Annotated in this window: 25 protein-coding genes; 10 read left to right on the top strand and 15 right to left on the bottom strand. The window is 30.9% G+C overall.

Features of this window, described 5'->3' with window-relative positions; translation table 11 throughout:
* Positions 1 to 16 precede the first annotated feature (16 nt).
* The 5 genes from pyk to BUB70_RS02875 all read right to left on the bottom strand — a co-directional run bounded on the left by pyk (position 17) and on the right by BUB70_RS02875 (position 4,313).
* Positions 17 to 1,480: a pyruvate kinase gene (pyk, locus tag BUB70_RS02895; protein WP_073118176.1), complete on the bottom strand. Its 1,464-nt coding sequence runs from the start codon at positions 1,478 to 1,480 to the stop codon at positions 17 to 19.
* Between the two features lie 2 nt (positions 1,481 to 1,482).
* A complete protein-coding gene (locus tag BUB70_RS02890) occupies positions 1,483 to 1,968 on the bottom strand; it encodes an IPExxxVDY family protein (protein ID WP_073118175.1) in 486 nt (161 codons plus the stop codon).
* Positions 1,969 to 2,061: 93 nt separating this feature from the next.
* Complete coding sequence (gene rnc, locus BUB70_RS02885) at positions 2,062 to 2,802, bottom strand: ribonuclease III (RefSeq protein ID WP_073118174.1); 741 nt, start codon at positions 2,800 to 2,802, stop codon at positions 2,062 to 2,064.
* A 5-nt stretch (positions 2,803 to 2,807) separates the two neighbouring features.
* Entirely contained in the window at positions 2,808 to 4,061 is a 1,254-nt protein-coding gene (gene fabF, locus BUB70_RS02880) for a beta-ketoacyl-ACP synthase II (protein WP_073118173.1), read from the bottom strand.
* Between the two features lie 18 nt (positions 4,062 to 4,079).
* Complete coding sequence (locus tag BUB70_RS02875; RefSeq protein ID WP_068828135.1) at positions 4,080 to 4,313, bottom strand: acyl carrier protein; 234 nt, start codon at positions 4,311 to 4,313, stop codon at positions 4,080 to 4,082.
* Positions 4,314 to 4,493: 180 nt separating this feature from the next.
* Between BUB70_RS02875 and purN the strand changes: the two genes are divergently transcribed.
* Both purN and BUB70_RS02865 read left to right on the top strand, forming a co-directional pair.
* Positions 4,494 to 5,057, top strand: a complete 564-nt coding sequence (gene purN, locus BUB70_RS02870) for a phosphoribosylglycinamide formyltransferase (RefSeq protein WP_073118172.1) — start codon at positions 4,494 to 4,496, stop codon at positions 5,055 to 5,057.
* 3 nt (positions 5,058 to 5,060) lie between these two features.
* Positions 5,061 to 5,699, top strand: coding sequence for a ribonuclease H1 domain-containing protein (locus BUB70_RS02865; RefSeq protein WP_073118171.1), 639 nt, complete (start codon positions 5,061 to 5,063; stop codon positions 5,697 to 5,699).
* A gap of 88 nt (positions 5,700 to 5,787) precedes the next feature.
* Here the strand turns inward: BUB70_RS02865 and BUB70_RS02860 are convergent, their stop codons facing one another.
* Together BUB70_RS02860 and BUB70_RS02855 are read right to left on the bottom strand one after the other, a co-directional pair.
* Entirely contained in the window at positions 5,788 to 6,306 is a 519-nt protein-coding gene (locus BUB70_RS02860) for a hypothetical protein (RefSeq protein WP_073118170.1), read from the bottom strand.
* A 100-nt stretch (positions 6,307 to 6,406) separates the two neighbouring features.
* On the bottom strand, positions 6,407 to 7,288 hold the full coding sequence (locus BUB70_RS02855) for a septum formation inhibitor Maf (RefSeq protein WP_073118169.1): 882 nt from the start codon (positions 7,286 to 7,288) through the stop codon (positions 6,407 to 6,409).
* Positions 7,289 to 7,371: 83 nt separating this feature from the next.
* Here BUB70_RS02855 and BUB70_RS02850 point away from each other — a divergent pair, with 83 nt between their 5' ends.
* Both BUB70_RS02850 and BUB70_RS02845 read left to right on the top strand, forming a co-directional pair.
* Positions 7,372 to 8,346 (top strand): LuxE/PaaK family acyltransferase, encoded by a 975-nt coding sequence (locus BUB70_RS02850; protein ID WP_073118168.1) that lies wholly within the window; start codon positions 7,372 to 7,374, stop codon positions 8,344 to 8,346.
* Positions 8,347 to 8,412: 66 nt separating this feature from the next.
* Positions 8,413 to 8,856, top strand: coding sequence for a YHS domain-containing (seleno)protein (locus BUB70_RS02845; protein WP_073118167.1), 444 nt, complete (start codon positions 8,413 to 8,415; stop codon positions 8,854 to 8,856).
* Positions 8,857 to 8,925: 69 nt separating this feature from the next.
* On the opposite strand, the gene BUB70_RS02840 is transcribed toward BUB70_RS02845, so the two are convergent.
* The 5 genes from BUB70_RS02840 to BUB70_RS02820 form a co-directional block, all read right to left on the bottom strand.
* Entirely contained in the window at positions 8,926 to 9,879 is a 954-nt protein-coding gene (locus BUB70_RS02840; RefSeq protein WP_073118166.1) for a M20/M25/M40 family metallo-hydrolase, read from the bottom strand.
* Positions 9,880 to 10,054: 175 nt separating this feature from the next.
* Entirely contained in the window at positions 10,055 to 11,353 is a 1,299-nt protein-coding gene (gene tyrS / locus BUB70_RS02835) for a tyrosine--tRNA ligase (RefSeq protein ID WP_073118165.1), read from the bottom strand.
* Between the two features lie 218 nt (positions 11,354 to 11,571).
* Entirely contained in the window at positions 11,572 to 11,994 is a 423-nt protein-coding gene (locus BUB70_RS02830) for a hypothetical protein (RefSeq protein ID WP_073118164.1), read from the bottom strand.
* A 5-nt stretch (positions 11,995 to 11,999) separates the two neighbouring features.
* On the bottom strand, positions 12,000 to 12,575 hold the full coding sequence (locus tag BUB70_RS02825) for an RNA polymerase sigma factor (protein ID WP_073118163.1): 576 nt from the start codon (positions 12,573 to 12,575) through the stop codon (positions 12,000 to 12,002).
* Entirely contained in the window at positions 12,568 to 13,743 is a 1,176-nt protein-coding gene (locus BUB70_RS02820) for a hypothetical protein (RefSeq protein ID WP_073118162.1), read from the bottom strand. The genes BUB70_RS02825 and BUB70_RS02820 overlap by 8 nt, the downstream gene beginning before the upstream one ends.
* Before the next feature lie 173 nt (positions 13,744 to 13,916).
* Here BUB70_RS02820 and uvrC point away from each other — a divergent pair, with 173 nt between their 5' ends.
* Together uvrC and BUB70_RS02810 are read left to right on the top strand one after the other, a co-directional pair.
* The gene (uvrC, locus tag BUB70_RS02815; protein ID WP_073118161.1) at positions 13,917 to 15,710 is read left to right on the top strand and encodes an excinuclease ABC subunit UvrC; all 1,794 of its coding nucleotides are present in this window, start codon (positions 13,917 to 13,919) and stop codon (positions 15,708 to 15,710) included.
* 12 nt (positions 15,711 to 15,722) lie between these two features.
* Positions 15,723 to 17,945, top strand: coding sequence for a patatin-like phospholipase family protein (locus BUB70_RS02810; protein ID WP_073118160.1), 2,223 nt, complete (start codon positions 15,723 to 15,725; stop codon positions 17,943 to 17,945).
* Positions 17,946 to 18,015: 70 nt separating this feature from the next.
* Here the strand turns inward: BUB70_RS02810 and BUB70_RS02805 are convergent, their stop codons facing one another.
* Together BUB70_RS02805 and BUB70_RS02800 are read right to left on the bottom strand one after the other, a co-directional pair.
* Complete coding sequence (locus tag BUB70_RS02805) at positions 18,016 to 19,545, bottom strand: Rne/Rng family ribonuclease (protein WP_073118159.1); 1,530 nt, start codon at positions 19,543 to 19,545, stop codon at positions 18,016 to 18,018.
* Positions 19,546 to 19,837: 292 nt separating this feature from the next.
* A complete protein-coding gene (locus BUB70_RS02800) occupies positions 19,838 to 20,128 on the bottom strand; it encodes an HU family DNA-binding protein (protein ID WP_010136136.1) in 291 nt (96 codons plus the stop codon).
* A gap of 132 nt (positions 20,129 to 20,260) precedes the next feature.
* Here BUB70_RS02800 and mutY point away from each other — a divergent pair, with 132 nt between their 5' ends.
* From mutY to gldD, 4 genes are read left to right on the top strand one after another with little or no spacing between them, the layout of a single operon-like run.
* Positions 20,261 to 21,301: an A/G-specific adenine glycosylase gene (gene mutY / locus BUB70_RS02795; RefSeq protein ID WP_073118158.1), complete on the top strand. Its 1,041-nt coding sequence runs from the start codon at positions 20,261 to 20,263 to the stop codon at positions 21,299 to 21,301.
* Positions 21,302 to 21,334: 33 nt separating this feature from the next.
* Positions 21,335 to 21,742 (top strand): single-stranded DNA-binding protein, encoded by a 408-nt coding sequence (locus BUB70_RS02790; protein ID WP_073118157.1) that lies wholly within the window; start codon positions 21,335 to 21,337, stop codon positions 21,740 to 21,742.
* 14 nt (positions 21,743 to 21,756) lie between these two features.
* Complete coding sequence (gene gldE, locus BUB70_RS02785; RefSeq protein ID WP_084730145.1) at positions 21,757 to 23,067, top strand: gliding motility-associated protein GldE; 1,311 nt, start codon at positions 21,757 to 21,759, stop codon at positions 23,065 to 23,067.
* 13 nt (positions 23,068 to 23,080) lie between these two features.
* Positions 23,081 to 23,635 carry a gliding motility lipoprotein GldD gene (gene gldD / locus BUB70_RS02780; RefSeq protein ID WP_073118155.1) on the top strand — a complete coding sequence of 185 codons (555 nt, stop codon included), beginning with the start codon at positions 23,081 to 23,083 and terminating at the stop codon, positions 23,633 to 23,635.
* On the opposite strand, the gene BUB70_RS02775 is transcribed toward gldD, so the two are convergent.
* Entirely contained in the window at positions 23,632 to 24,663 is a 1,032-nt protein-coding gene (locus tag BUB70_RS02775) for a COX15/CtaA family protein (protein ID WP_073118154.1), read from the bottom strand. The two genes, gldD and BUB70_RS02775, sit on opposite strands and share 4 nt — an antisense overlap.
* Positions 24,664 to 24,708 lie beyond the last annotated feature (45 nt).

Here is a 24,708-nt window from a genome sequence, read left to right as displayed (position 1 = left end):
ATCTATCGTGAAGTGATTACTTCATTTTACTTAAATCAACTTTAGAAATACGTAATGTATTTACATCTCCTTTTTCCATAATTGGAGTTGAATTGATGTTAATTACAATATCTCCCTCTTTTAAATATCCACTTTCTAAAGCGATATTGTTTACATCTCTAATTACATCTGTAGAAAAGTGAGTTTTTGGCTCATAAAATCTTCCTTTTACTCCCCACATAATATTCATCATCCCTAATGTTCTTCTATCAGAACAAAAAGCTAATATTTGTGATTTAGGTCTTAAAGCAGAAATTTGTTGAGCAGTGTAACCTGTATCAGTAATGGTAGAAATTACTTTTGCATTTACATCTTCTGCAACCAAAGCAGCTTGATGACAAATAGCATTAGAAATTGCTTTATCAGCATCAGGATCCATTTTAGGAGATTGTCTTGGTACTTCAATTAAGCTTGAGTTTTCAACATCTAAAATAATTTGTCTCATTACTCTAATTACTTCATTTGGAAATGCTCCAACAGAAGTTTCTCCAGACAACATAACAGCATCAGCACCGTCCATAATAGAGTTTGCAACGTCATTTACCTCAGCACGTGTTGGTACAGAGTTTTCAATCATTGTTTCCATCATTTGTGTAGCAATTACAACAGGAATCTTAGCTTCTTTACATTTTGTCACTAGCATTTTTTGAGCCAATGGTACTTCAGACATAGGAATTTCAACACCTAAATCTCCACGAGCCACCATAATTGCATCTGTGTTAGCAATAATAGCATCAATATTTTCTAAAGCTTCTGGTTTTTCAATTTTAGAAATAACTCTAGTTCTATATACCGAAGTATCTGAATGCTCTCTAATTAATTTATGAATATCATCTAAATCTTTAGGGTTACGTACAAAAGATAAAGCCATCCAATCTACCTCTAAGCTTAAAGCGAAAATAGCATCTTCAATGTCTTTTTCTGTTAACGCAGGTAAAGAAACATTTGTATTTGGTAAGTTTACTCCTTTTTTAGATTTTAAAGGACCTCCTCTTAAAACCTTAGTAGTAACTAAATCTTCATTGTTTGTAGCAGTTACTTCAAACATTAATTTTCCGTCATCAACTAAAATTTTCTCTCCAACTTTAACGTCTTTAGGGAACTGCTTGTAAGTCATAAAAGCTTTTTCTTGAGTTCCTTCACATTTTACAGTTGTAAAACTGAAAATATCACCTGGAGCTAATTCAACACCTTCAGCCATTACCCCAACACGTAATTTTGGACCTTGTAAATCAGCCAAAATAGCAACGTTAAAATCTAATTCTTCGTTTAACTCTCTAATAATTCTAACATTATTAGATACATCTTCATAATCAGCATGTGAGAAGTTAATTCTGAATACGTTTACTCCAGAGACCATTAACTCTTTAAGTAGAGCCTTATTACCTGTTAAAGCAGGACCTAATGTAGCAACGATTTTTGTCTTTTTAGTTTGTGACATATTTAAAAAATTAAGTATTCTTTATGATTTAATTTAACAGTATCTACTGCATAAGCAGTTACAATACCTTCTATTTTATTTATTTGTTGTAATAACATTTTTAATTTTGAGGCTAAAAAATCACCCTGAACTTTTACTATAAAATCGGCTTCTTTTACTTCAGGTTGTAAATATACATAAGAACTTGTAAATGCATCTTCTGTTTGAAACAAACCTAAAGATTCCTTTGTAAAACTTTTGACTTTATATTTATTTTTAACTAAATACCAGTCTATTAAATTTTTTGAATCTTCATACTCAAATGATGAAAAAAAGGCTTTTTTTCCTTCTATAACATAATCTAAATCTGGTACAACTCTCTTGAATTTAAAACCTAATTCATTATTTAACAAGTATGCTAACTTATAATCTTGCAATACGGTGTGTACAGCGATTATTTGATAATCTTGCTCATCTAGCTCACAAAAACTTAAATAATTAGCAGCCATAAAAACCTACGTATTTATACGTAAAAACTCAGAAACGAAGTTAATAATAGTAATTAACATCAAATTTAAAATTCTTGGAATAAAACGCAAACGTTATAGTAACATTTCTATCTCAGATTGAAATACATAATAAGCTCTTTTTGCTGCCATTTCTTCGGCTCTTTTTTTAGAAGTTGCTCTTCCTTTAGAGATTACTTTCTTATCAACAAACAACTTTACACTAAAATGTTTTACATTTTGATTGCCTGTATCTTCATAGATTTCAAAATTTATATTCCTTTTGTTTTTTTGAGACCACTCTATTAACAAACCTTTATAACTGGTAATTTTACCCTCTAACTTTTCAATATCAACATAAATGGACAATACTTTTTTATTGATAAACTTAGAGCAGTAATTAAAACCTCTATCAAGATAAATAGCCCCTACTAAAGCCTCAAACAAATTACCATGAATATTATTTCCTATTTTAGATTTAGATGTTCTTGTTGTTAAGTATTGTAACAAATCTAAATCTTTACCCAACTCATTTAAATGCTCTCTACTAACAATTTTAGAACGCATCTGGGTTAAATATCCTTCATTAGCATCTGGCACTTCACTATACAAATAAGAAGCCACAATAGATCCCAACATTGCATCCCCCAAATATTCTAATCTCTCAAAATTTAAAGGATAGCCCTTATCATCTTTTAATTGTAAAGATGCATGAGTAAAGGCCTGCTTATATATAGATAGATTTTTTGGTGTAAAACCTATCATTTTTTTTATTTGGGTATAAAAAATCTCGTCCGATGTCGAACGAGATTTTTTTATATTTTTAAAGAACTTCAAAAGTCTTAAGCTTCTAATTTTTTAAACAACACACATGCATTGTGTCCTCCAAATCCAAAAGTATTACTCATAGCAACCTTAATATCTCTCTTTTGAGCTTTATTTATGGTTAAGTTTAACTTAGGATCTATATTCTCATCTAAAACTGTATGATTAATAGTAGGTGGTACCATACCATTTTCCATTGCTAATACAGAAGCAATTGCTTCAATAGCTCCAGCCGCTCCTAATAAGTGACCTGTCATAGATTTTGTTGAGTTGATATTTAAGTTATAAGCATGTTCTCCAAATACTTTTTGAACCGCTTTTAACTCAGCAACATCTCCTAACGGAGTTGATGTTCCATGCATATTAATTGCATCTACATCTTCAGGTACTAAACCTGCATTCTTTAAACAATTCTGCATTACTTTAGTTGCTCCTAAACCTTCTGGATGCGGTGCAGTTAAGTGATAAGCATCAGCGGATAAACCACCTCCTGCTACTTCACAGTAAATTTTTGCTCCTCTGGCTACAGCATGTTCATATTCTTCTAAAATAAGTGCTCCACCACCTTCACCCATCACAAAACCATCACGGTCTTTATCAAATGGACGAGATGCCATACTAGGATTTTCATTGTTTTGAGATAACGCATGCAAGGCGTTAAATCCTCCCATTGCAGCTCCCGTTACTGATGCTTCAGAACCACCTGTAACAATTACATCAGCATGACCTAAACGAATATAATTTAAGGCATCAATAATTGCATTTGCAGAAGATGCACATGCAGAAACTGTTGTAAAGTTAGGTCCTCTAAAACCATATTTCATAGATATATGACCCGGAGCGATATCAGCAATCATTTTTGGAATAAAGAACGGATTAAATTTTGGTGTCCCATCTCCAAGAGCATAAGCCACTACTTCTTGTTCAAAAGTATCAATTCCTCCAATTCCACATCCCCAAATAACACCTACTCTATCTGGATCTACATTTTCTACATCTAACTTTGAGTTGATAATCGCCTCATCAGCAACTACCATGGCAAATTGCGTAAATTTGTCCATTTTACGAGCTTCTTTTCTATGGATAAAATCTTCCACATTAAAGTTTTTAACCTCGCATGCAAAACGAGTTTTGAACTTGGCAGCATCAAAGTGTGTTATAGGAGCAGCACCGCTTTTCCCATTCACTAAACCATCCCAATACTCTTCTATATTGTTTCCGATTGGTGTCAATGCACCAAGTCCAGTAACTACAACTCGTTTCAATTTCATAAATAGATAATTTTCTAATTACTTTGCTGCTTCAATAAAGCTTACAGCTTGACCTACTGTTCCAATGTTTTCAGCTTGATCGTCTGGAATTTGGATATCAAATTCTTTTTCGAATTCCATAATTAATTCCACAGTGTCTAAAGAATCTGCTCCTAAATCGTTAGTGAAGCTTGCCTCAGCAGTTACTTCGTTTTCGTCAACTCCTAACTTATCAACGATAATTGCTTTTACTCTTGATGCAATGTCTGACATAATATTATTATTTAATTAAGTTTAAAACCGGGACAAAAATAAAAAACTTTTGTTTCTGCGAACAATGTTTGGACAAAATATATTCACTAAGATATAAAAAATTATCACATCTTTGTACTAAGTTTTTCAACACTTAACACACGTCAAGAAATTAAAAATTCGCTCTAAAGTCAATAAAACATGATTAAAATTGCCATTCTTGCTTCCGGATCTGGATCAAATGCAGAGAACATTGCACAGTACTTTTCGACCCATAAAAATGTTAAAATCACCTATATTTTAAGCAACAAAAAGGATGCTTTTGTGCTAGAAAGAGCTAAAAATTTAGGAATTAAGAGCAAAGTTTTCTCAAATAAAGAGATGAAAGAGCAAGTTGACCTCTTAAACTTGTTAAAAGTTGAAGCTGATTTTATCATCCTTGCTGGATTTTTATTAAAAGTACCTGAAAATATTATTGAAGCTTTTCCTAATAGAATCATTAACATACACCCTGCTTTATTACCAAATTATGGTGGAAAAGGAATGTATGGTATGCATGTACACAGGGCTGTAAAAGAAAATAACGAACCTGAAACTGGAATTACCATTCATTATGTAAATGAAAATTATGACGAAGGAGCTATTATCTTTCAGGCTAAAACCGCTTTAACAACCGACGATACACCAGAAACCATTGCTGATAAAATTCATTTATTAGAACAGGAACATTTTCCTAGAGTAATTGATGAAGTAATTAATAGTTAAAAAATGGCCAAAAACAAGAAATACTATGTAGTGTGGAATGGAAAAACCAAAGGTGTTTTTAACAATTGGAACGATTGTAAAAAAAACATTGATGGTTTTCAAGGAGCACAATACAAATCTTTTACCTCTAAAGAAGAGGCGGAACTTGCTTTTACCAAAACCTATGAAGAATACAAAGGAAAGGATACCAAAAAACCAGTTATTGACAAAGAGTTACTGGCCAAAATAGGACAACCCAACTTAACTTCTATTAGTGTAGATGCTGCTTGTAGTGGCAATCCTGGTTTGATGGAATACAGAGGTGTCAATACCAAAACCAAACAACAACTTTTTATTCAAGGTCCTTTTAAAGAAGGGACTAATAATATAGGAGAGTTTTTAGCTTTGGTTCACGGATTGGCTTATTTGCAAAAAATAAATCAACCAACCTTACCTATTTATTCTGATTCTAGAACGGCCATTGCTTGGGTAAAAGCAAAACAATGCCGAACCAAAATAATGCCCAATCCTGAAAACAAAACTTTGTTTGATTTGATTAAACGTGGGGAAAAATGGTTACAGGAAAATACTTTTAAAAACCCCATTATTAAATGGGAAACCAAAGTTTGGGGAGAAATTCCGGCAGATTTTGGAAGGAAGTAAAGTCATTAAAAATTGTTCTTAACTGTTTTTAAGCTGTCTGGTAAATTTACTTTTACATATATTTCATGAGTATTAAAATCAGTTTGTGTTAGCGTATCTCCAGACTTAGACAATTCCCACTTTGCTTTATAATATAGCCCCCCCATCCATCATCATGAACAAAACTTTCTATAAAAACATCCTTTCCATTCTTACAATAATAATAATACTCATTAGCTATTCTGAAAGTTAAATCTTTTTCTGTTAAAGCCTCTTCATACTCCAGACCATCTTTAGGTTTAACTATTTTATAAAGCTTTCTATTGCCACAAAATTTAATATAATAATTCGCTTTATTATATTCTTTCATAAATCCATGTCCAATCCATTTCAATGTATCATTCGGGTAAACAAGCCCATAAGAGCTATCATAAATTGCCTCTAGTTTATATATATTTGTGGGATCTAACTGTTGTGGGAACACAAAGCCTTTTTTATCCTTTAAACGATACCGAGGATGTTTAGGCACCCATCTTCCATAATCATCGTATTTACCATTGCTTAAAAAAGAACAAGAATAAAAACATAAACAACCGAAAAAAACTATTAAATACCACCTACACCCCATAATGTAAAATTTGATTGAGTTTGATAATTTATATTAAAAACAGGGTTCTGTTTTGGCTTAACAAGAAATGTTTCTCTTTTTCATTTCAAACATAATTAAATTACTCCAACCCCAACTCTTTTCTTAAATATAAATCTGTATTACTATTCTTTTGCCAATAAGCAATATTTAAACTCTTTTTTAAAGTAGCTTTTGTTGTTAACGTTTTTGCTTTAGCTCCCCAACCACTTTTGTAAATATCCGTCCATCCTAAAATTTGATATGGAAACTTGTTTTCAAAAGTAATTTTTAACGTTCTGTTTAATGTTGGATATTTTAATTCATAAACAGAACTCATTTTTCCTTTGGTTATTTTTCCTTCTGCTTGATATGCTTTTACCTCGTTATGAGAAAACCTTAAATACACAAAACTTGGCAACGCTTTAAAATTTCCTTGTGGCAAATTTTCTGGAGTCAATCTTATTTTTGACCAAAGATCATCTTCTAAAACCACCTCTTTATCTATTCCTTTTTCTTGAAAAGATTCTCCTTGGAAATAAGAGAAGTTACTCATCTCAAATTTATCATCTTCATTTACCAATTCAATATATTCATGTCCACACCATTCTTGTGTTGATGAACTTATTTTTAAAGATGCTTTAGGCTGATTAACTGGTAAAAAACTACTAGTCATTATAGAATAAGGATAAATACCTGTGTTGAATTTTTTAGTAGCATTCAATTTTAACACACTTATATTATCTGCATTATTTTCATCAGCTTTGGTGTTGTGTTTTTTAGAAAATGGTTCTGTAACAAAAATATTTACCGCATTTCCTTTTCTTATTTCCCCATATCTCGCTTGCTCTAAATCATAACTTGTTATCTCTGCTTTGCCAGCATACCAATATTCTTTAAACTCTTTTGTGATATTGGTTTTTGGGACTGTTTGTGCACAAGCCGTAGCAAACATCAAAAGAAACAAATAAGATATATTTTTCATGAAAATGGATTTTTAAGTGAGTCAAACAGAAATAACAATGCTTACACCACTAATTTACTTATTTTTGTACCATATTAATAAGCATGCAGCAGTTCGATTTTTTATCAGTCACCCAGCAAAACTTTGAAGAACAAGCATTGGCTGTTTTTCAACATCAAGCCGAGCACTGTAAGGTTTATAAAGATTTTTTAGGCTACTTAAATGTTAACCCTAAAAAAATTACCTCAACACAAGAAATTCCATTTCTTCCTATTCAATTTTTTAAGAGTCATCGTATTGTAAGCAACAATAACCCTATTCAAGAAACTTTTTTAAGTAGCGGAACTACAGGAATGAGTCAAAGTCAACATTTGGTTACGGATGTTTCTATTTATGAAAAAAGCTATTTAAAAGCTTTTGAACAATATTATGGTGACATTCGGGAATATACCGTTTTAGCATTACTTCCTTCTTATTTAGAACGTAACGGGTCTTCACTCATCTATATGGTAGAAGATTTAATTCACAAATCTCAAAATCCAAATAGTGGATTTTATCTACACAATCATCAAGAATTATTTAACCAACTACAAGAGCAAGAAAACAAACAAGCCAAAACTATTTTAATAGGTGTTTCTTTTGCTTTGTTAGATTTTATTGAAAAATTTCCTTGCAACCTAAAACACACCATTGTAATGGAAACTGGGGGAATGAAAGGAAAGCGTAAAGAAATGATTCGTGAAGAATTACACGAAGAACTTAAAAAAGGTTTTGGAGTACAAAATATTCACTCAGAATATGGAATGACAGAATTATTAAGTCAAGCTTATTTTGATGATTCACAAAAATTCAACTGCCCACCTTGGATGAAAATTTTGATTCGTGACACCGAAGATGCTTTGTCTTTATTACCAATTGAAAAAAGTGGTGGAATTAACGTGATTGATTTGGCCAATATCAATTCTTGTTCTTTTATTGCCACACAAGATTTAGGAAAAGTTTACAACAACGGACAATTTGATGTTTTAGGTAGATTTGACAATTCTGATATTAGAGGTTGTAATCTCCTAATTCAATAACTTCATATAAATTTGTAATTCCCTCATTTTTAGATCGACTACGTAACTATAAAACATTTTATAGTTATGAAACAAATTGCCATTTTACTCACCTTATTAATAAGTACGGTTTTTTACGGACAAGAAAAAGATTACAACACTAAAAAAGGATACGTTGCCGAAGGCTATGATGTGGTTTCTTATTTTGATAACAAAGCAGAAGAAGGGAAAAAAGAATTTACCACCACTTATGATGGTGTTAAATTTAAGTTTGTAAGTAAACAACACCTAGAAACTTTTAAAAAAGATCCAAAAAAATATGTTCCTCAGTACGGGGGTTGGTGTGCCTATGCTATTGGGGCTAACAATACAAAATACGACATCAACCCTAAAACTTTTGAAATTAGAGACGGAAAATTATACTTATTCTACAATTCTTGGGGAACAAATACGTTATCTAAATGGAAGGATGGAAATCCTGAAAAACTAAAAAAACAAGCAGATCTAAATTGGTCAAAATATAAAGAATAGTAGTTTAATTTTAGTTGAATATTTAAAAACCTCTCAAATCTTTAGAAGATAAGAGAGGTTTTTTTATAGTTAATCTTGATTAATAAAGTACATCTTTTCTGTAGAAGTTGCCTTTGCCAAAATAGTTTGATAAATATATTCTCCTACCAGTTTTTCTCCTTCTAAGTTTATCAGCTCCAAGGTATCTTCTGGTGTATGATATTGAGCATGACCTCCTGTATGCATTCCCATTACTGAAATTCCTTTTTTATAAAAAGAGACATGGTCTGATCCTCCAACAGAACCAGCATGCACTACAGGATTCAACCCTAATGATTTTCCTAAATTAGCCATAAACACCTCTCCTCTAGGAAAAGTTCCTGCTCCGCCCATATAAACTTGTTTTTCAGCATTTAGCCTACCTACCATATCCATGTTAATCATCAACTTAATTTGATTTAATGGCACCAATGGGTGTTCTACAAAATATTTACTTCCTAACAAACCTTGTTCTTCTGCACCAAAAGCAATAAAAAGAACACTGCGCTTTAATTCTTTTTTATGAAACGATAATTTCTCTGCAATTTCTAACAAAGCTGATGTTCCACTAGCGTTGTCATCTGCTCCATGATACACCACATTTCTTTTGTCAGATTTTGCTGTAGGTCCTCCCAATCCTAAATGATCATAATGAGCACCTAAAACAATATATTCTTTTTTTAATTCAGGATCATTTCCTTCTAAAAAACCAATAACATTACACGTTTTTACAATAGGCTTTTCCTTTACATCTTTATCTACTCTTAAAGTTGCCTCAAACTTTTGCTTATAACTTTTATCAAAAGCAACAAGTCCCATTTTTTTAAACTCCTTTATGATATATTTTACCACTCTTTTGTTTTCTTTTCCACCAGGAATTCTACCTGCATTTATATCAGAAGTTAAAAACTGAATGTGATTTTTAATTTCCTCAGTAGTGATTTCTTCTTGAGCAAAAAGTTGAGCACTAAAAAAAGCGAAGAATATTAATAAAGTTTTTTTCATGGAATTATAACTTTTTAAATAATTAAGGTATCTACTCAAATTTATTACAACAAGACTTTTAATTCATGTTTTATTCGACCAACGATGTGTTTACATGTCTAAAAGTCCAATTTACCATAACAAAAAGCCCTTTTAAAAAATTTTTAAAAGGGCTTTTAATCTTGTTTATGATTATTTATACAAAGTTTACTAAGTAGTAATTCTTTTTACCTCTCTGTAATAATACATATTTATTAGCTATTAAATCAGCCTCTGTAATTTTGTAATCTTCTTTTACTTTTTCTTTATTTACAGATACTGCATTTTCTTTTAATGCACGTCTAGCATCAGAATTAGATCCTAAAAAGTTTGTTTTTGCAGCCAAAGCTCCAATCATATCCAGTCCTTCTACCAACTCCTCCTTACTTAATTCCGCTTGCGGAACTCCATCAAACACATCTAAAAAAGTTTGTTCATCTAAAGATTTTAAATCACTTGCTGTAGAATTTCCAAACAAAATAGAAGATGCTTTTACCGCATTATCTAAATCTTCTTGAGAGTGTACCATAACAGTTACTTCCTCTGCCAATCTTTTTTGTAACAAACGTAAATGTGGAGCTTCGTTATGCTCAGCAATCAATGTTTCAATTTCTTCTTTGGTTAAAAAGGTAAACTTTTTAATAAAGTTTTCAGAATCTTCATCCGAAGAATTTAACCAATATTGGTAAAATTTATAAGCCGATGTTCTATCTTTATCTAACCAAATATTTCCTCCTTCAGATTTCCCAAACTTAGTTCCATCTGCTTTGGTAATTAACGGGCAAGTCATTGCATAAGCTTTTCCTTGCGCTTTACGTCTTACCAATTCTGTACCTGTGGTAATATTTCCCCACTGGTCAGAACCACCCATTTGTAATTTACAATTCTTATTTTGGTACAAATGCAAGAAATCATACCCTTGAAATAACTGATACGTAAACTCTGTAAAACTCATTCCATCAGCACCATCTTCTCCTGTAAAACGTTTTTTTACAGAATCTTTGGCCATCATGTAATTCACCGTTAAATGCTTACCAATATCACGAACAAAATCTAACAAAGTAAAATCTTTCATCCAGTCGTAGTTGTTTACCAACTCGGCTGCATTTTCACCATCAGAATTAAAATCTAAAAAACGTTCTAACTGACTTTTAATCCCCGCTACGTTTTTTGCTAATGATTCTTCATCTAACATATTACGCTCTGCAGATTTTCCAGATGGATCTCCAATCATTCCTGTAGCACCTCCAATTAAAGCAATTGGTTTATGCCCTGCTTTTTGAAAATGCATTAATACAATAATTGGAATTAAACTTCCAATATGTAAAGAATCTGCCGTTGGATCAAAACCAATATATCCTGCAGTTACTTCTTCTGCTAATTGTTCTTCAGTTCCCGGCATGATGTCGTGCATCATTCCTCTCCATTTCAATTCTTCAACAAAGTTGTAAGCCATTTTTAAAAATTTTGAGCAAAGATACTTTTTCAAATGACAATTTGCAATGTACAAATGGCAATTACCACATGGAGACATCTTATTCCTATAAACAACTTATAATTAAAAAGGCGTTCCCTTTCAGGTCAGGCTTTTCGTTATATCTTTTGGTTTTATGCTTCGAGAACCCACCCCAGCACCATAACCAAAAGGATGTCACTGTAATCCTTAACGCAAAACTACCAATAGATTACAAAAGCAGTAGGATATTTTTCCTCCTCCATATTTATACTTTTCTTTGAAGTTCTTAACGTATCTAATTGGCTATTAACCTGCACAATATCAGTAGATTGCTTCATACTATTTTTAGTCAGTATAAATGTAGACATCATAGCAACTACCAAAACTGCAGCAACTTGATATGTAGGAATACTATAGTTCCACCACTTCTTTTTTTCTTGAGCCTTTTTAAATGTTGTTTCTGGTTTTATCAATTCAATAGATTCATCTACTTCTTTAAAGTCTCTAATCACATCTCTAAAACTTTCATATTCTGTAGGACTTAGTTCTTTGTCAACCAATTCTCTTTCTGCATTATCAAGTTCTTCATAAGACTTTATTGCTAGTAAATCAAAAATCTTATCACTCTCTATTTCTTTCATCGTACTTACTGATTTTTCACATTAATTATTTCCTTTATTTTTTTCATTGCATAAAACAATCTAGACTTTACAGTTCCCTCACTACAATTATATATTTCACTAATTTCTTTAATTGTTAAATTTGAAGAGTACTTTAAAACAAATATATCCTTATGACTCTCTGATAAATTCTCTAACGCCTCTGTTATCTGAATCATTTTAGAATCACTAGTTACACCAGAAGAGGTATCTTCGGTTAAAAATAGAGATTCACTCAAAATACGATCTCTATTCTTAATATCTCTCCACTGATTGGTTAACTTATTTTTAGCCGTAGCATATACCCATGTTTTAAATTTCTTATCTGAATTATAGAGTTGAGGATTGTTATATAATTTACTAAAAACTCCTTGAACAATATCCTTAGCCATGTCTATATCTTTAGCCATCCAACCAATGTATTTAGATAAAGAGTTAAAATATCTTTTATAAACTTCTTCAAATGCCAGTTCATTATTTTCCAATGCAAAAAGCTTCATGAGTTCTTCATCTGAAAAACTCAAGAAATCTTTTCTTTCATATTTTGAAGTCTTTTTACTCATACCAAGACAAAATCTCTTCCTTACGCCCACTATCTTCAAGAATCTTATTAATTAAAGAATCATACTTCTGAATCATTTTTTGATTACTAGCAGTTGTGTAATAGCTTTTCATTTTCATTAAACCTGGAATATAGCTAATATTTAAAGTTTTTTTAACAATGTCAGACTGAGGATGCATTTGAAAATCTGAAAACAAATAATCTAAATACAATACCTCTTCAAAATTATGTTTTGTAATCTTTAAATTATCAATCACCTCATTACTATAAGTAAAAGAAACACCCGTTAAATACATTTTTTCTTTAATATTCAACGTTTCAAATAATTTAACATCTGTACCACAATCAAAATGAATGGTTCTAGTTTTTCCTACTTGATCAATAATGTATTTGAGTAATTTATTTTTATAAATTTCCTTATTCTTAAAATCCAAAACTGATTTATAAAACGAAGGAATATTTAGCTTTAAAAAAACACCTTTTAAATATTCTTTACTATAAACCATCAACCATGGATTTATGATTAACACATCATTTCGTATTGATTTTCCTGTCTGCAAAACCCATCTTGGTAAAGTATCTAAATCACCGTGAGTGATTAAAATTGATTGAGGATTCGCAACATTTAATGAGTTTAAATTCCACTGATACAGAGCGTTTGCATAAAAGTTTGATTTTAGAATTTTCTGAGCAATTGTAGCTGCATTTTCTGTTTGCCATCTGGTCATATAATAAATAAACAATTCTTCATAAGTTTCTTTTCTTTCTGGAGAAATATTATATGCTTTGGAAGCCAACTTAAAAGCCTCTTCTTTATTTACTGTGTTTCCTGATTTTAACCAGTAATACTCAAAACTATCAGGAAGTTCTTTATATAAGTCATCAAGAATGGGTTCTAATTTTTTAAAAATTTCAGCTCTATTTTCTACCCAAAACTTGTAATCTTTCTTTTGATATATAGCCCTTTTTGCTTTATAATAATTAACCCAAGCCTTTCGATCTTTTGAATTAATAGATAACTTTTCTTTCCACAACTCACTTTGGTTTTGATAATACTGTAACTCTTTTTGTTCATTAGCAATTCCTAATATCTCTTTGGCTTGTTGAGCATTACTTTCAAAACTTAAGAAAGAAATAATTAAGAAAAAAGATAATTTTAATGTTTTCATTATTTTTAATTTAATGGTTTAATAATAGTACACTTAAAAAGTGTAAAAGTTCAATCTCTTAATTTATTTTCTTATAATATTTCCTCTAATCAAACATTTTGTGGAAAAATTCTTTAATAAATATGAATACTAATCTCGGTTCATCAATCAACATTATTCAGTAATTTTGTTTTGTGATTGACGATTTAAAACTTAAAATAGCCGTTTTACCATCTACCCCAGGAGTATATCAATACTTTAACAAGGAGGGAACAATTATTTATGTAGGTAAAGCCATCAACCTAAAAAAAAGAGTTAGCAGTTATTTTACCAAAACTCACGATGATGCTAAAACCAGAATTTTGGTTTCTAAAATTGTAGACATCAAACATATTGTGGTGGCTACCGAGACTGATGCACTTCTACTAGAGAACAATCTCATCAAAAAGTACAAACCTAAGTACAATGTATTGTTAAAAGACGACAAAACATATCCTTGGATTTGCATTAAAAAAGAACGTTTTCCTAGAATTTTTGTCACTAGAAAAATGATTAAAGACGGATCGGAATATTTTGGTCCATATACCAGTGTAAAAACTGCTTATGCTTTGTTAGATTTAATCAAAGAGCTCTATCAAATCCGTAGTTGCATATTCGATTTAAGTCACGAAAACATCAATACAGGAAAGTTTAAGGTTTGTTTAGATTATCATATTAAAAAATGCAAAGGTCCGTGCGAAGGTCTGCAAACTGAAACTGCATACAACAACCAAATTACCGCCATTAGAAACATTATTAAAGGAAACTTTAAAGATTCTATTATTGCTTTTGAAAACATGATGCATGAATTTGCTAGCAAAATGGAGTTTGAAGAAGCTCAAAAAATAAAAGAAAAAATGGATTTGTTGGCTAACTATCAATCAAAATCAACCATTATAAGTCCAACTATTAACAATGTTGACGTGTTTTCTATTTTGTCTGATGAAACGGCAGGTTATGTAAATTTCTTTAAAATTTCTAATGGGTCTATCATTCAATCTCACACCATAGAAATCAAGAAAAAATTAGATGAAAGCGATAAAGAACTACTAGAACTAGCCATTGTAGAACTAAGAGAAAGATTTAATTCTATTAGTCCAGAAATTTTAGTCCCATTTAAAGTAAATGTTGGAGAGCACATAAAAGTGACCGTTCCTAAACAAGGAGACAAATTACGTGTAGTAGAACTTTCTTTAAGAAATGCAAAATATTACAGACAAGAGCAATTTAAGCAAGTACAAATTGTAGATCCGGAACGCCATACCAAAAGAATTATGGCTCAAATGAAAACAGATTTACACTTAAGTGCAGAGCCTAGACATATTGAATGTTTTGACAACTCCAACATACAAGGAACAAATCCTGTAGCTGCTTGCGTGGTTTTTAAAGATGGAAAACCTAGCAAAAAAGATTACAGACATTTTAACATTAAAACAGTAGAAGGTCCTGATGATTTTGCATCAATGGAAGAAGCTGTTTACAGACGCTACAAAAGACTATTAGAAGAAGACCAACCATTACCACAATTAATTTTAATTGATGGAGGAAAAGGGCAATTATCTTCTGCCTTAAAAAGTTTAGATCTTCTAGGCTTAAGAAATAAAATTGCCATTATTGGTATTGCCAAAAGACTGGAGGAATTGTTTTTTCCAGACGATCCAATTCCTTTGTATTTAGATAAAAAATCTGAAACACTAAAAATTTTACAACAATTAAGAAACGAAGCACACAGATTTGGAATTACACATCATAGAAATAGACGTAGCAACACTGCTTTAAATTCAGAATTAGAAACTATTCCAGGAATTGGAAAACAAAGTGTAGAAGCATTATTGCAATATTTTAAATCCGTTAAAAGAATAAAATCAGCAACAATAGAGCAGCTAAGTAGTGTTTTAGGCAATTCTAGGGCTGAAAAATTACATAATTTCTATCATAAAAAAGAGTAACTTTATACTATTATGAAAGTAAAATTACTGCTTCTTTTTATCCTTATTTGTCAATTCTCCTATAGTCAAGAACTAAAAATTGACTCTATTTTTACTAGACCCAAAATAGGTCTGGTATTAAGTGGTGGTGGCGCTAAAGGATTTGCACATATTGGTGTTATAAAAGCCATAGAGAAAGCAGGTTTAAAAATAGATTATATTGGTGGAACTAGTATGGGAGCTGCTGTAGGTGCCTTATATGCAACTGGCTATACTGCAAATCAGATAGACTCTATTATTACTTCTATTGATTTTATGGAAATGTTAAGTGACAAGATTGATAGAAAATACTCTTCTTTTTTTGACAAAAAACACGGTGAAAAATATTTACTAAATCTTCCTGTAAAGAACTGGAAAATAGGATTACCCTTAGCTTTATCCAAAGGGCAAAATACTTATAATAAATTAAGTGAACTTTATTATCCTGTAGCTCACATTAACGATTTTTCTAAACTTCCTATTCCGTTCTTCTGCATGGCAACAAACATTGAAAACGGGAAAGGGATTGAAATAAATGGCGGAACATTACCAGAAGCCATAAGATCTAGTGCTTCATTACCCACACTCTTATCACCCTATAAGATAGACTCTATAGTAACAGTGATTGATGGTGGAATTGCAGATAATTTTCCAATTGATGTTATGAAAAAAAAAGGCGTAGATATTATTATAGGAGTTGATGTACAAGGTGTGCTACAAAAACCTGAAAATATTGATTCTGCCTTAAAAGTAATCGATCAAATTATCAACTATCAGCTATATGGAGAGGAACATGGTAAAACAGATGATGTTGATATCTATATTCATCCAGACGTATTTAATTATGGAATGGTAGATTTTGATAAGACTAAACAAATTATTGCTGAAGGAGAAAAGTCCGCAAATAAGTTTATTGACATTTTTGAAAAATTAGCAACACAACAAAATCTAGTTCTCGAAAAAAAAACAAAATTAAAAGCTGATAGAAAAAAATACATTATCAACGAAATAAACATAAGCGGTGCTGATAATTATACCCGAAGATATCTTAGAGGAAAACTTGATATAAAAAAAAATGAAAAAATATCTAATGTAGAATTAAGTAATCGAATTAATTATTTAACCCAAACAAAAAACTTTAATAGTATTCGCTATTCTTTTGATGAACAAGATAGCATTGTGAATTTAAATTTTAAAATTGATGAAAATCCTCAATCTTTATATTTAAGAGTCGGAGCTCATTATGATACCACATACAAACTTTCAGGCCTTATAAATGTTACAGACAAACACCTTTTTTTAAGAAACGATCTTTTGTCTTTTGATCTTGCTTTTGGTGATAATATTAGAGCGGAACTAAATTATTTTGTAGACAACGGACACTTTTTAAGTTATGGCTTTAATTCTATTTTTAACCAACTAGAAACCAACATGAACTTTGAAAATGAAAATAGCAAAAACATCAGCTTTGAGTTTAGCAATGTTTACAACTATTTGTATTCTCAAATTAATTTTAGAAACAGATTTGCCATCTCTTTAGGATTTGAACATCAATTCATCCGTTCTTATACTCGTACATTTGTAGTAAACCCCAATGAGGATAGAACTTATTTTGACAAATCACATTACTTTAATTTTTTAGCTAAATTAGAACTTGACACCTATGACAAGAAAAACTTTCCTAACAATGGTTATCTAATCAAATCAACTTTTAGAACATATTTATCTTCTAGTAACTACAATGAAAACTTTGCTCCCATTTCTCAGGCAAGAATTTTACTAGAAGGAATTAAAACCATTTCAAACACAGTTTCTTTATTTCTTCAAGCTGATGGTGGAATGTCTATTACTAACGACAATCAAGAGAATTTAAATTATGGAATTGGGGGTTATGGAAACAATTTCATTAATAACTATGTGCCTTTTCACGGATACACATTCTCTGAACTTATTGGTAACTCATACATCAAGGGAGCGGCTTCTCTTCGATATCGTTTTTACAAAAAAAACTACGTTGATTTTTACGCAAATTATGCTATTGTTACAGACGATGTTATTAACTTTTTAAAGCACGAACCTTTCTTTAAAAATGCTAAAACCGGATATTCTGTTGGTTATAGTGCTGATAGTTTTCTTGGCCCAATTGACGTTAGATATGCTTGGTCTCCAGAAAACAAAAATAATGCGATTTATATAAGCGTTGGATTTTGGTTTTAATACAATTCTAAAATTCTATAAAATAAAAAAGCCCATCAAATTAATTTGATGGGCTTTTTTTGATATGATTTTACTTTTTAAAAGAAAACTTATATTGTAAATACATATAAGCATCTCTTGGAATAATACGAATCCATTTTTTATGTTCTGCAAACCAAGCTCTTTGTTGAGAGTTTAGTCTTCTTTTTAAAAATGCAGCTACAAATGGATGTACATGTAAAAAGATTTTTTCGTTACGTTTATTAGTCGATAAGATTTTTCTTAGTTCAACATCAATCTTACTAACCAGCACTATAGGTGCCTCTACCTCTCCGTTTTTATTCGGATTAGGTTCTCGTGTTTTGATATTCGTTTCTGGACGAACACGTTGACGAGTAATTTGCACTAAACCAAACTTACTTGGAGGTAAAATTTTGTGTTTGGTTCTATCAGTAGCCATTTCATTTTTTAAATGTTCATATAGTTGTTGTCTGTTTTCATTGCTATTCATATCAATAAAATCGACCACTATAATTCCACCCATGTCTCTTAACCTTAGCTGACGTGCAATTTCTGTTGCTGCAATTAAGTTGACTTCAAGCGCAGTGTCTTGTTGTGAATTGGCTTTGTTAGACCTATTTCCACTATTTACATCAATAACGTGCAATGCTTCGGTATGTTCTATCACCAAATAAGCACCTTTACTCATTGATACGGTTTCACCAAAAGCAGCTTTAATCTGTCTTTCAATTCCGTATTTTTCAAATATTGGAGTATTGCCATCATAGTCATTTACTATTCCGACTTTTTTAGGATCTATTTCCTGAATGTAATCTCGTATTTCTGTTGCTAACTCAGGGTCATCAACAACAATACTTGTAAAAGAATCATTCAAAACATCTCTTAATATAGAAGATGCTCTATTTAACTCACTTAAAACTTTGGTAGGTGTATTTGTATTTGGAATACGTTTACACATGTCCACCCATCGTTGAAGTGAATTTTGTAAATCTTTGTCTAATTCTGCAACCTTTTTTCCTTGTGCTACTGTGCGCAGAATTAGTCCAAACCCTTTGGGTTTGATACTTTTTGCCAGTTTTTTTAATCTTTCTTTTTCCTTTGGATCTTCAATCTTTTGGGAAACAGAAACTCTGTTAGAAAACGGAACTAAAACTAAATACCTACCTGCAATGGACAACTCAGAACTAATTCGTGGTCCTTTGGTAGATATGGGTTCTTTTACAATTTGAACAAGAATGTTTTGCTTTGGTTTTAAAACCTTGTCAATGCTACCTCCTTTATCAATATCTTTTTCAAATTGAAATTTGCTTAACGTAAAATCTTTGTAATTACCTGTACTTATTTTCTTTAAAAAACTATTTAGAGAATTTACTTGAGCTCCTAGATCATGGTAATGTAAAAAACCATCTTTAGAATAACCAACATCAACAAAAGAGGCGTTTAAACCTTTTAAAACTTTTCCTGCTTTGGCTAAAAAAATATCACCTACCGATATTTTGTTATCGTTAGATTCATTATTTAACTCAATTAATCTACCATCTCTAAGTAATGCAAAATCTATATCAGAAGAATTCGAACGAATTATTAATTCTAATTTCATCCTGATTTTGTATTATATGCTACTTGCGTAACACGATTAAAAATAAGTGTATTGATAATTAAGACGTTTGTCTTAATGTCAATGAACGTGTTATGGTTTTACGAAACCATAAAAAACAAGAAAAAGTAAGTTTTAAAACTTACTTTTTCTTATGTCTGTTAGCTCTTGATCTTTTCTTACGTTTGTGAGTAGAGATCTTAGCTCTTTTTCTCTTTTTACCGCTTGGCATAATGTTATAATTTAAAGTCTCCTTATTTAGAGATTGTTAATAATCTATTTTTTGGTAAAGCTACTACTTTACTTCTACTTTTGCTTTAACTCCTTCAGTAAATGTCTTCGCAGGTTTAAATGCTGGGATATTGTGTGCTGGAATCTTAATTGTTGTGTTTTTAGAAATGTTTCTTCCTGTTTTTTCAGCTCTAGTTTTGATTACAAAACTTCCGAAACCTCTTAAGTAAACATTGTCTCCGTTTTCTAAAGCATTCTTTACTTCATCCATAAACGCTTCAACAGTTGCCAAAACATCAGCCTTTTCAATTCCTGATTTATCTGCAATTGTCGTAACTAAATCTGCTTTCGTCATTTCTTATTAAATTTATTGTTTCTAGAAAAAAATTGAGGACGCAAATATATGATAATTAATTAATTCTAAAAAGATTAACCATCTATTTTTAATAGAAGTTTTATGTAAGTTTGCAATCCCAACTACAAAGATATGGAATTTTATAAGATACTGGAAATGTGGTATTTAAATAATCAAAGAAATTTACCCTGGCGAAATTCTTCTAATCCGTATTTTATTTGGCTATCAGAAATTATACTTCAACAAACCAGAATTCAGCAAGGTTTAGACTATTATAAGGTCTTTACAGAGCATTATCCAACCGTTCAAGATTTGGCAAACGCAAGTGAAGACGAAGTATTAAAAGATTGGCAAGGATTAGGATATTACTCCAGAGCTAGGAACTTACATTTTTCTGCTCAATATATATGTAATGAGCTTAACGGAAAATTCCCTACCACCTATAAAGAGTTATTAAAGCTAAAAGGAGTAGGTGATTATACTGCTTCAGCCATTGCTTCTATTTGTTTTAACGAAAAAACAGCAGTGGTAGACGGGAATGTTTACAGAGTATTATCTAGATACTTTAATATAGACATCCCAATCAACTCTCCAAAAGGAATTAAATATTTTAAAGAATTGGCTCAAGAACTAATTCAGAATGCAAATCCTAAAAACTACAACCAAGCCATTATGGATTTTGGCTCTATGGTTTGTAAACCTCAAAATCCAACTTGTGAGACTTGTGTTTTGGCTGATGGATGTATGGCAAAAGCTAAAAATTTAATCAACTCATTACCTGTAAAAGAGAAAAAACTAAAAGTTAAAAACAAGTTTTTTAATTTTATAGTGATTGATAATGGAGAATCTACAATTATTGAAAAAAGAACTGGGAACGGAATTTGGAAAAATTTATATCAATTTCCCTTAATTGAAACAAATGAACCTGTAAATCAAGAAACCTTGTTTCAGCATGATTTTTTTAAAAATAATGAATTTAAAAATGTTGATATCAGTCTATTTAACTCTGAACCATGGATTCATAAATTAACACATCAACATTTACACACTCATTTTTGGATCATCAACACTAATAATATTAAAAACTTTGAACTAACAGCATGGAAAAACATTGATGATTATGCAGTTCCTAAACTGATACACAATTTCTTAGAAGAGTACAAAAGCAAATAAATTTTCATTAATTTTGATAGAAAGATTATAATCATGGCTGGTACCTTAAACAAAGTAATGCTTATTGGTCACTTAGGTGACAATGTGAAAACCCACTATTTTGATGGCGGAGGTTGTATTGCTAGATTTCCACTTGCTACCAACGAAACTTATACCAATAAAACTACTGGTGAAAAAACTACTACAACTGAATGGCATAATATTGTAGTTAGAAATAAATTAGCCGAAATTTGTGAAAAATTTTTAACCAAAGGAGATAAAGTTTATTGCGAAGGGAAAATTAAAACTCGTGAATGGGAATTAGAAGGTGTAAAAAAATATACCACCGAAATTCACGTTGTTGATATGAATTTTTTATCTTCAAAGAACGAAAACAAACATGATAATTCCACACAAGAAAAAAATAATCCTGGAAATATTATTGACGATTTACCATTTTAAAAAACCACAAAACATTGCCTGATCCCATATACGATACCGGAATACCATTAGACACCATTATAAGTTGCCTCTTTACGTTAGGCCTATTAATATGCTCTGCATTAATCTCAGGATCTGAAGTTGCATTTTTCTCTCTTACAAAATCAGAATTAGACCAATTAGAAAGTTTAGATACTGGAAATGCAAAAAAATTAACCAAATTAATTTCTAAACCTAAAAGACTTTTAGCAAATGTTTTGGTTGCCAATAACGCCATTAACATTTTAATTGTTTTGCTTTTTGCCAGTTTGGGTGAAGTTTTTTTTAGCGATTTAACTTTTAAACTAAACTTATTTTTCTTTAAAGTAAACATCCGATTTCTAATAGAAGTTGTACTAATTACTTTCATCATTTTAATTTTTGGAGAGGTACTACCTAAAATTTACGCCACTAGAAACGCTAAAGAATTTGCACTTTTAATGAGTCCAGTTTTATTGTTTTTAGACAAAGTTTTTATTCTTATTACCGGTCCCTTAACTGGACTTTCTAATCTAATTGAAAAAAGATTAAGAAGCAGTAAAAGCAATTTTTCCGTAGATGATTTATCACAAGCATTAGAACTTACATCAGAAGAAGAAACTACTGCTGAACAAAAAAATATTCTTGAAGGAATTGTAAATTTTGGAAATACAGAAACCGTACAAATTATGAATCCTAGAATGGATATTTGTGCCATTTCTAAAAAAGCAACTTTTGCAGAAGTTTTAGAAATTATTGCAGATAAAGGATTCTCTAGAAACCCCGTATACGATAATAATATTGATGAAATTATTGGAGTTCTTTACACCAAAGACTTACTACCTCACCTACACAAAAAAACATTCAATTGGATTCCATTAATTAGAGAACCCTTTTTTGTTCCGGAAAACAAAAAACTAGATGACCTGCTGATTGATTTCCAAGAACGTAAAAACCATTTAGCCATTGTAGTTGATGAATATGGAGGGACCAGCGGATTGGTTACCTTAGAAGACGTAATTGAAGAGATTGTTGGAGATATTAGTGATGAGTTTGATGAAGTAGATTTGTCTTACTCTAAAATTGATGAAAACAACTATGTGTTTGATGGTAAAATAAACCTTAAAGATTTTTGTAAAGTGCTAGAACTTGATGAGGTTTCTTTTGAAAAAGACAAAGGAGAATCAGAAACTTTAGCTGGTTTACTATTAGAACTCTCTGGTAGATTCCCTAGAAAGTTTGAAAAAATAGCCTACCAAAACCTTACCTTTACTGTAGAGGCTATAGATCGTAAACGAATCAAGCAAATAAAAGTAGCTATTGCCTAAAAGCACCTATTAAATGAAATTATTTTCAACTTTTTTAAGCTTTACCTTTCTTTTTATAAGTTGTGATAGCGATGTAACCCCAAAACCCAACGCCTATTTAAACCTAAACTATCCTCAGGCAAAATATCAAGACAGCTATAATCAACTACCATATCATTTTAAATATTCTGATCAGGCTATCTTAAATGTTCAAAATAATTTATGGTCAGATTTACATTACCCTAAATTAAAAGCAGACATTAATATGACGTATCAAAAAGTTGATAATAATTTAGCCGAATTAATCACTGATGCCGAAAAACTAACATATAAACATGCTTTAAAAGCCGATAATATTGAAATGTATCCTTACGAAAATCGGAACAAAAAGATATATGCTAAATTGTTTGAAGTTTCCGGAGATGCAGCCTCTAGTATTCAATTTCAAGCAACAGATTCTACCAAACACTTTCTTAGCGGAGCTTTATATTTTAATGTATCTCCAAATTATGACTCAATTCTACCCGCCATTAATTACATCAAAAAAGATATTGAAAAATTGATTGAGACTTTAGAATGGAAAAATTAAGAAGAGAATCTTTTTAATCTAAAAGAAGTAAACAACATATAAAGTAACAAACCAAACAACATTGCTCCTGTTAGTAAATGTACCGCTTGTGTTCCAAAAGGGAAATGAACGTAATACATTAAAATTCCTGAAAGCGCTTCAAACACCAATAGGATAATAACATATTTTACCCCTTTAAATCCTAAGTTATATTTTTGATTTACCCAATACAAAAAGGCATTTACCAACACAACCGCAATGGTAAATGATCTATGAAAATAAAATTTAAAACTAGGATTTAGCAATCTGAATTCTTTTTGTTCAAAACCAAATAATTTTACTTGTTCATCAACATACTGCCTTACCTGCGTTCCTAAAAGAATTTGACCAATCATCATTAACAAAGAAATTATTAATAACCTATGAAAAGTTTTACTGTACTTATTGCTAAATGATGGTGTTGCGTTTAACAAAAATTTAGCTCTTAACAAAAGACCTATAATTAACAAACCGCCAATCATGTGTAGCGTTATAATATATGGTGTTAAAAAACTATCTACCACAACTTTACCTAGCCAGGCTTCAAACAACATTCCTAAAAAAGCAACATACACCAATGGAGCAACCCCTCTTCTTTTTAAAGGATTAAAAGTAACTTTCCATAAAAGAATTAAGAAAACAAAACCAGCAAGTACAGAAGCCAATCTGTTTACATATTCAGTATAAGTATGATATACATTAAATTGTGCATATTCATGTTTTTTATACGCTGTCCAATTTTCGGGATTAAATTCTGAACCCGTTTTTAAACTACTATTTGCCACAAAAAGAGCATCATTATGAATTATAATATACCCTTTCTTAAAAGGTGTGTTAGGTTTCCAAGTTAATTGTTCTTCTGAAGTTGGCGGAATATAATGTCCAAAACATTTAGGCCAATCTGGACATCCCATTCCAGACCCTGTCATTCTAACAACAGAACCTGCTAGAAAAATTAAATAGACGGATACAATCGCTATATTTAATGTTTTAGATAAACTCAACTTCATTATTTAATATTCATTTTTATGATTTTATATAATAGCAAAAATCAT

It is taken from the genome of Wenyingzhuangia marina, assembly GCF_900130035.1.
GTDB lineage: Bacteria > Bacteroidota > Bacteroidia > Flavobacteriales > Flavobacteriaceae > Wenyingzhuangia > Wenyingzhuangia marina.
The sequence above is the reverse complement of the archived record's forward strand: the minus strand, read 5'-3'. Positions and strand labels throughout refer to the sequence as shown.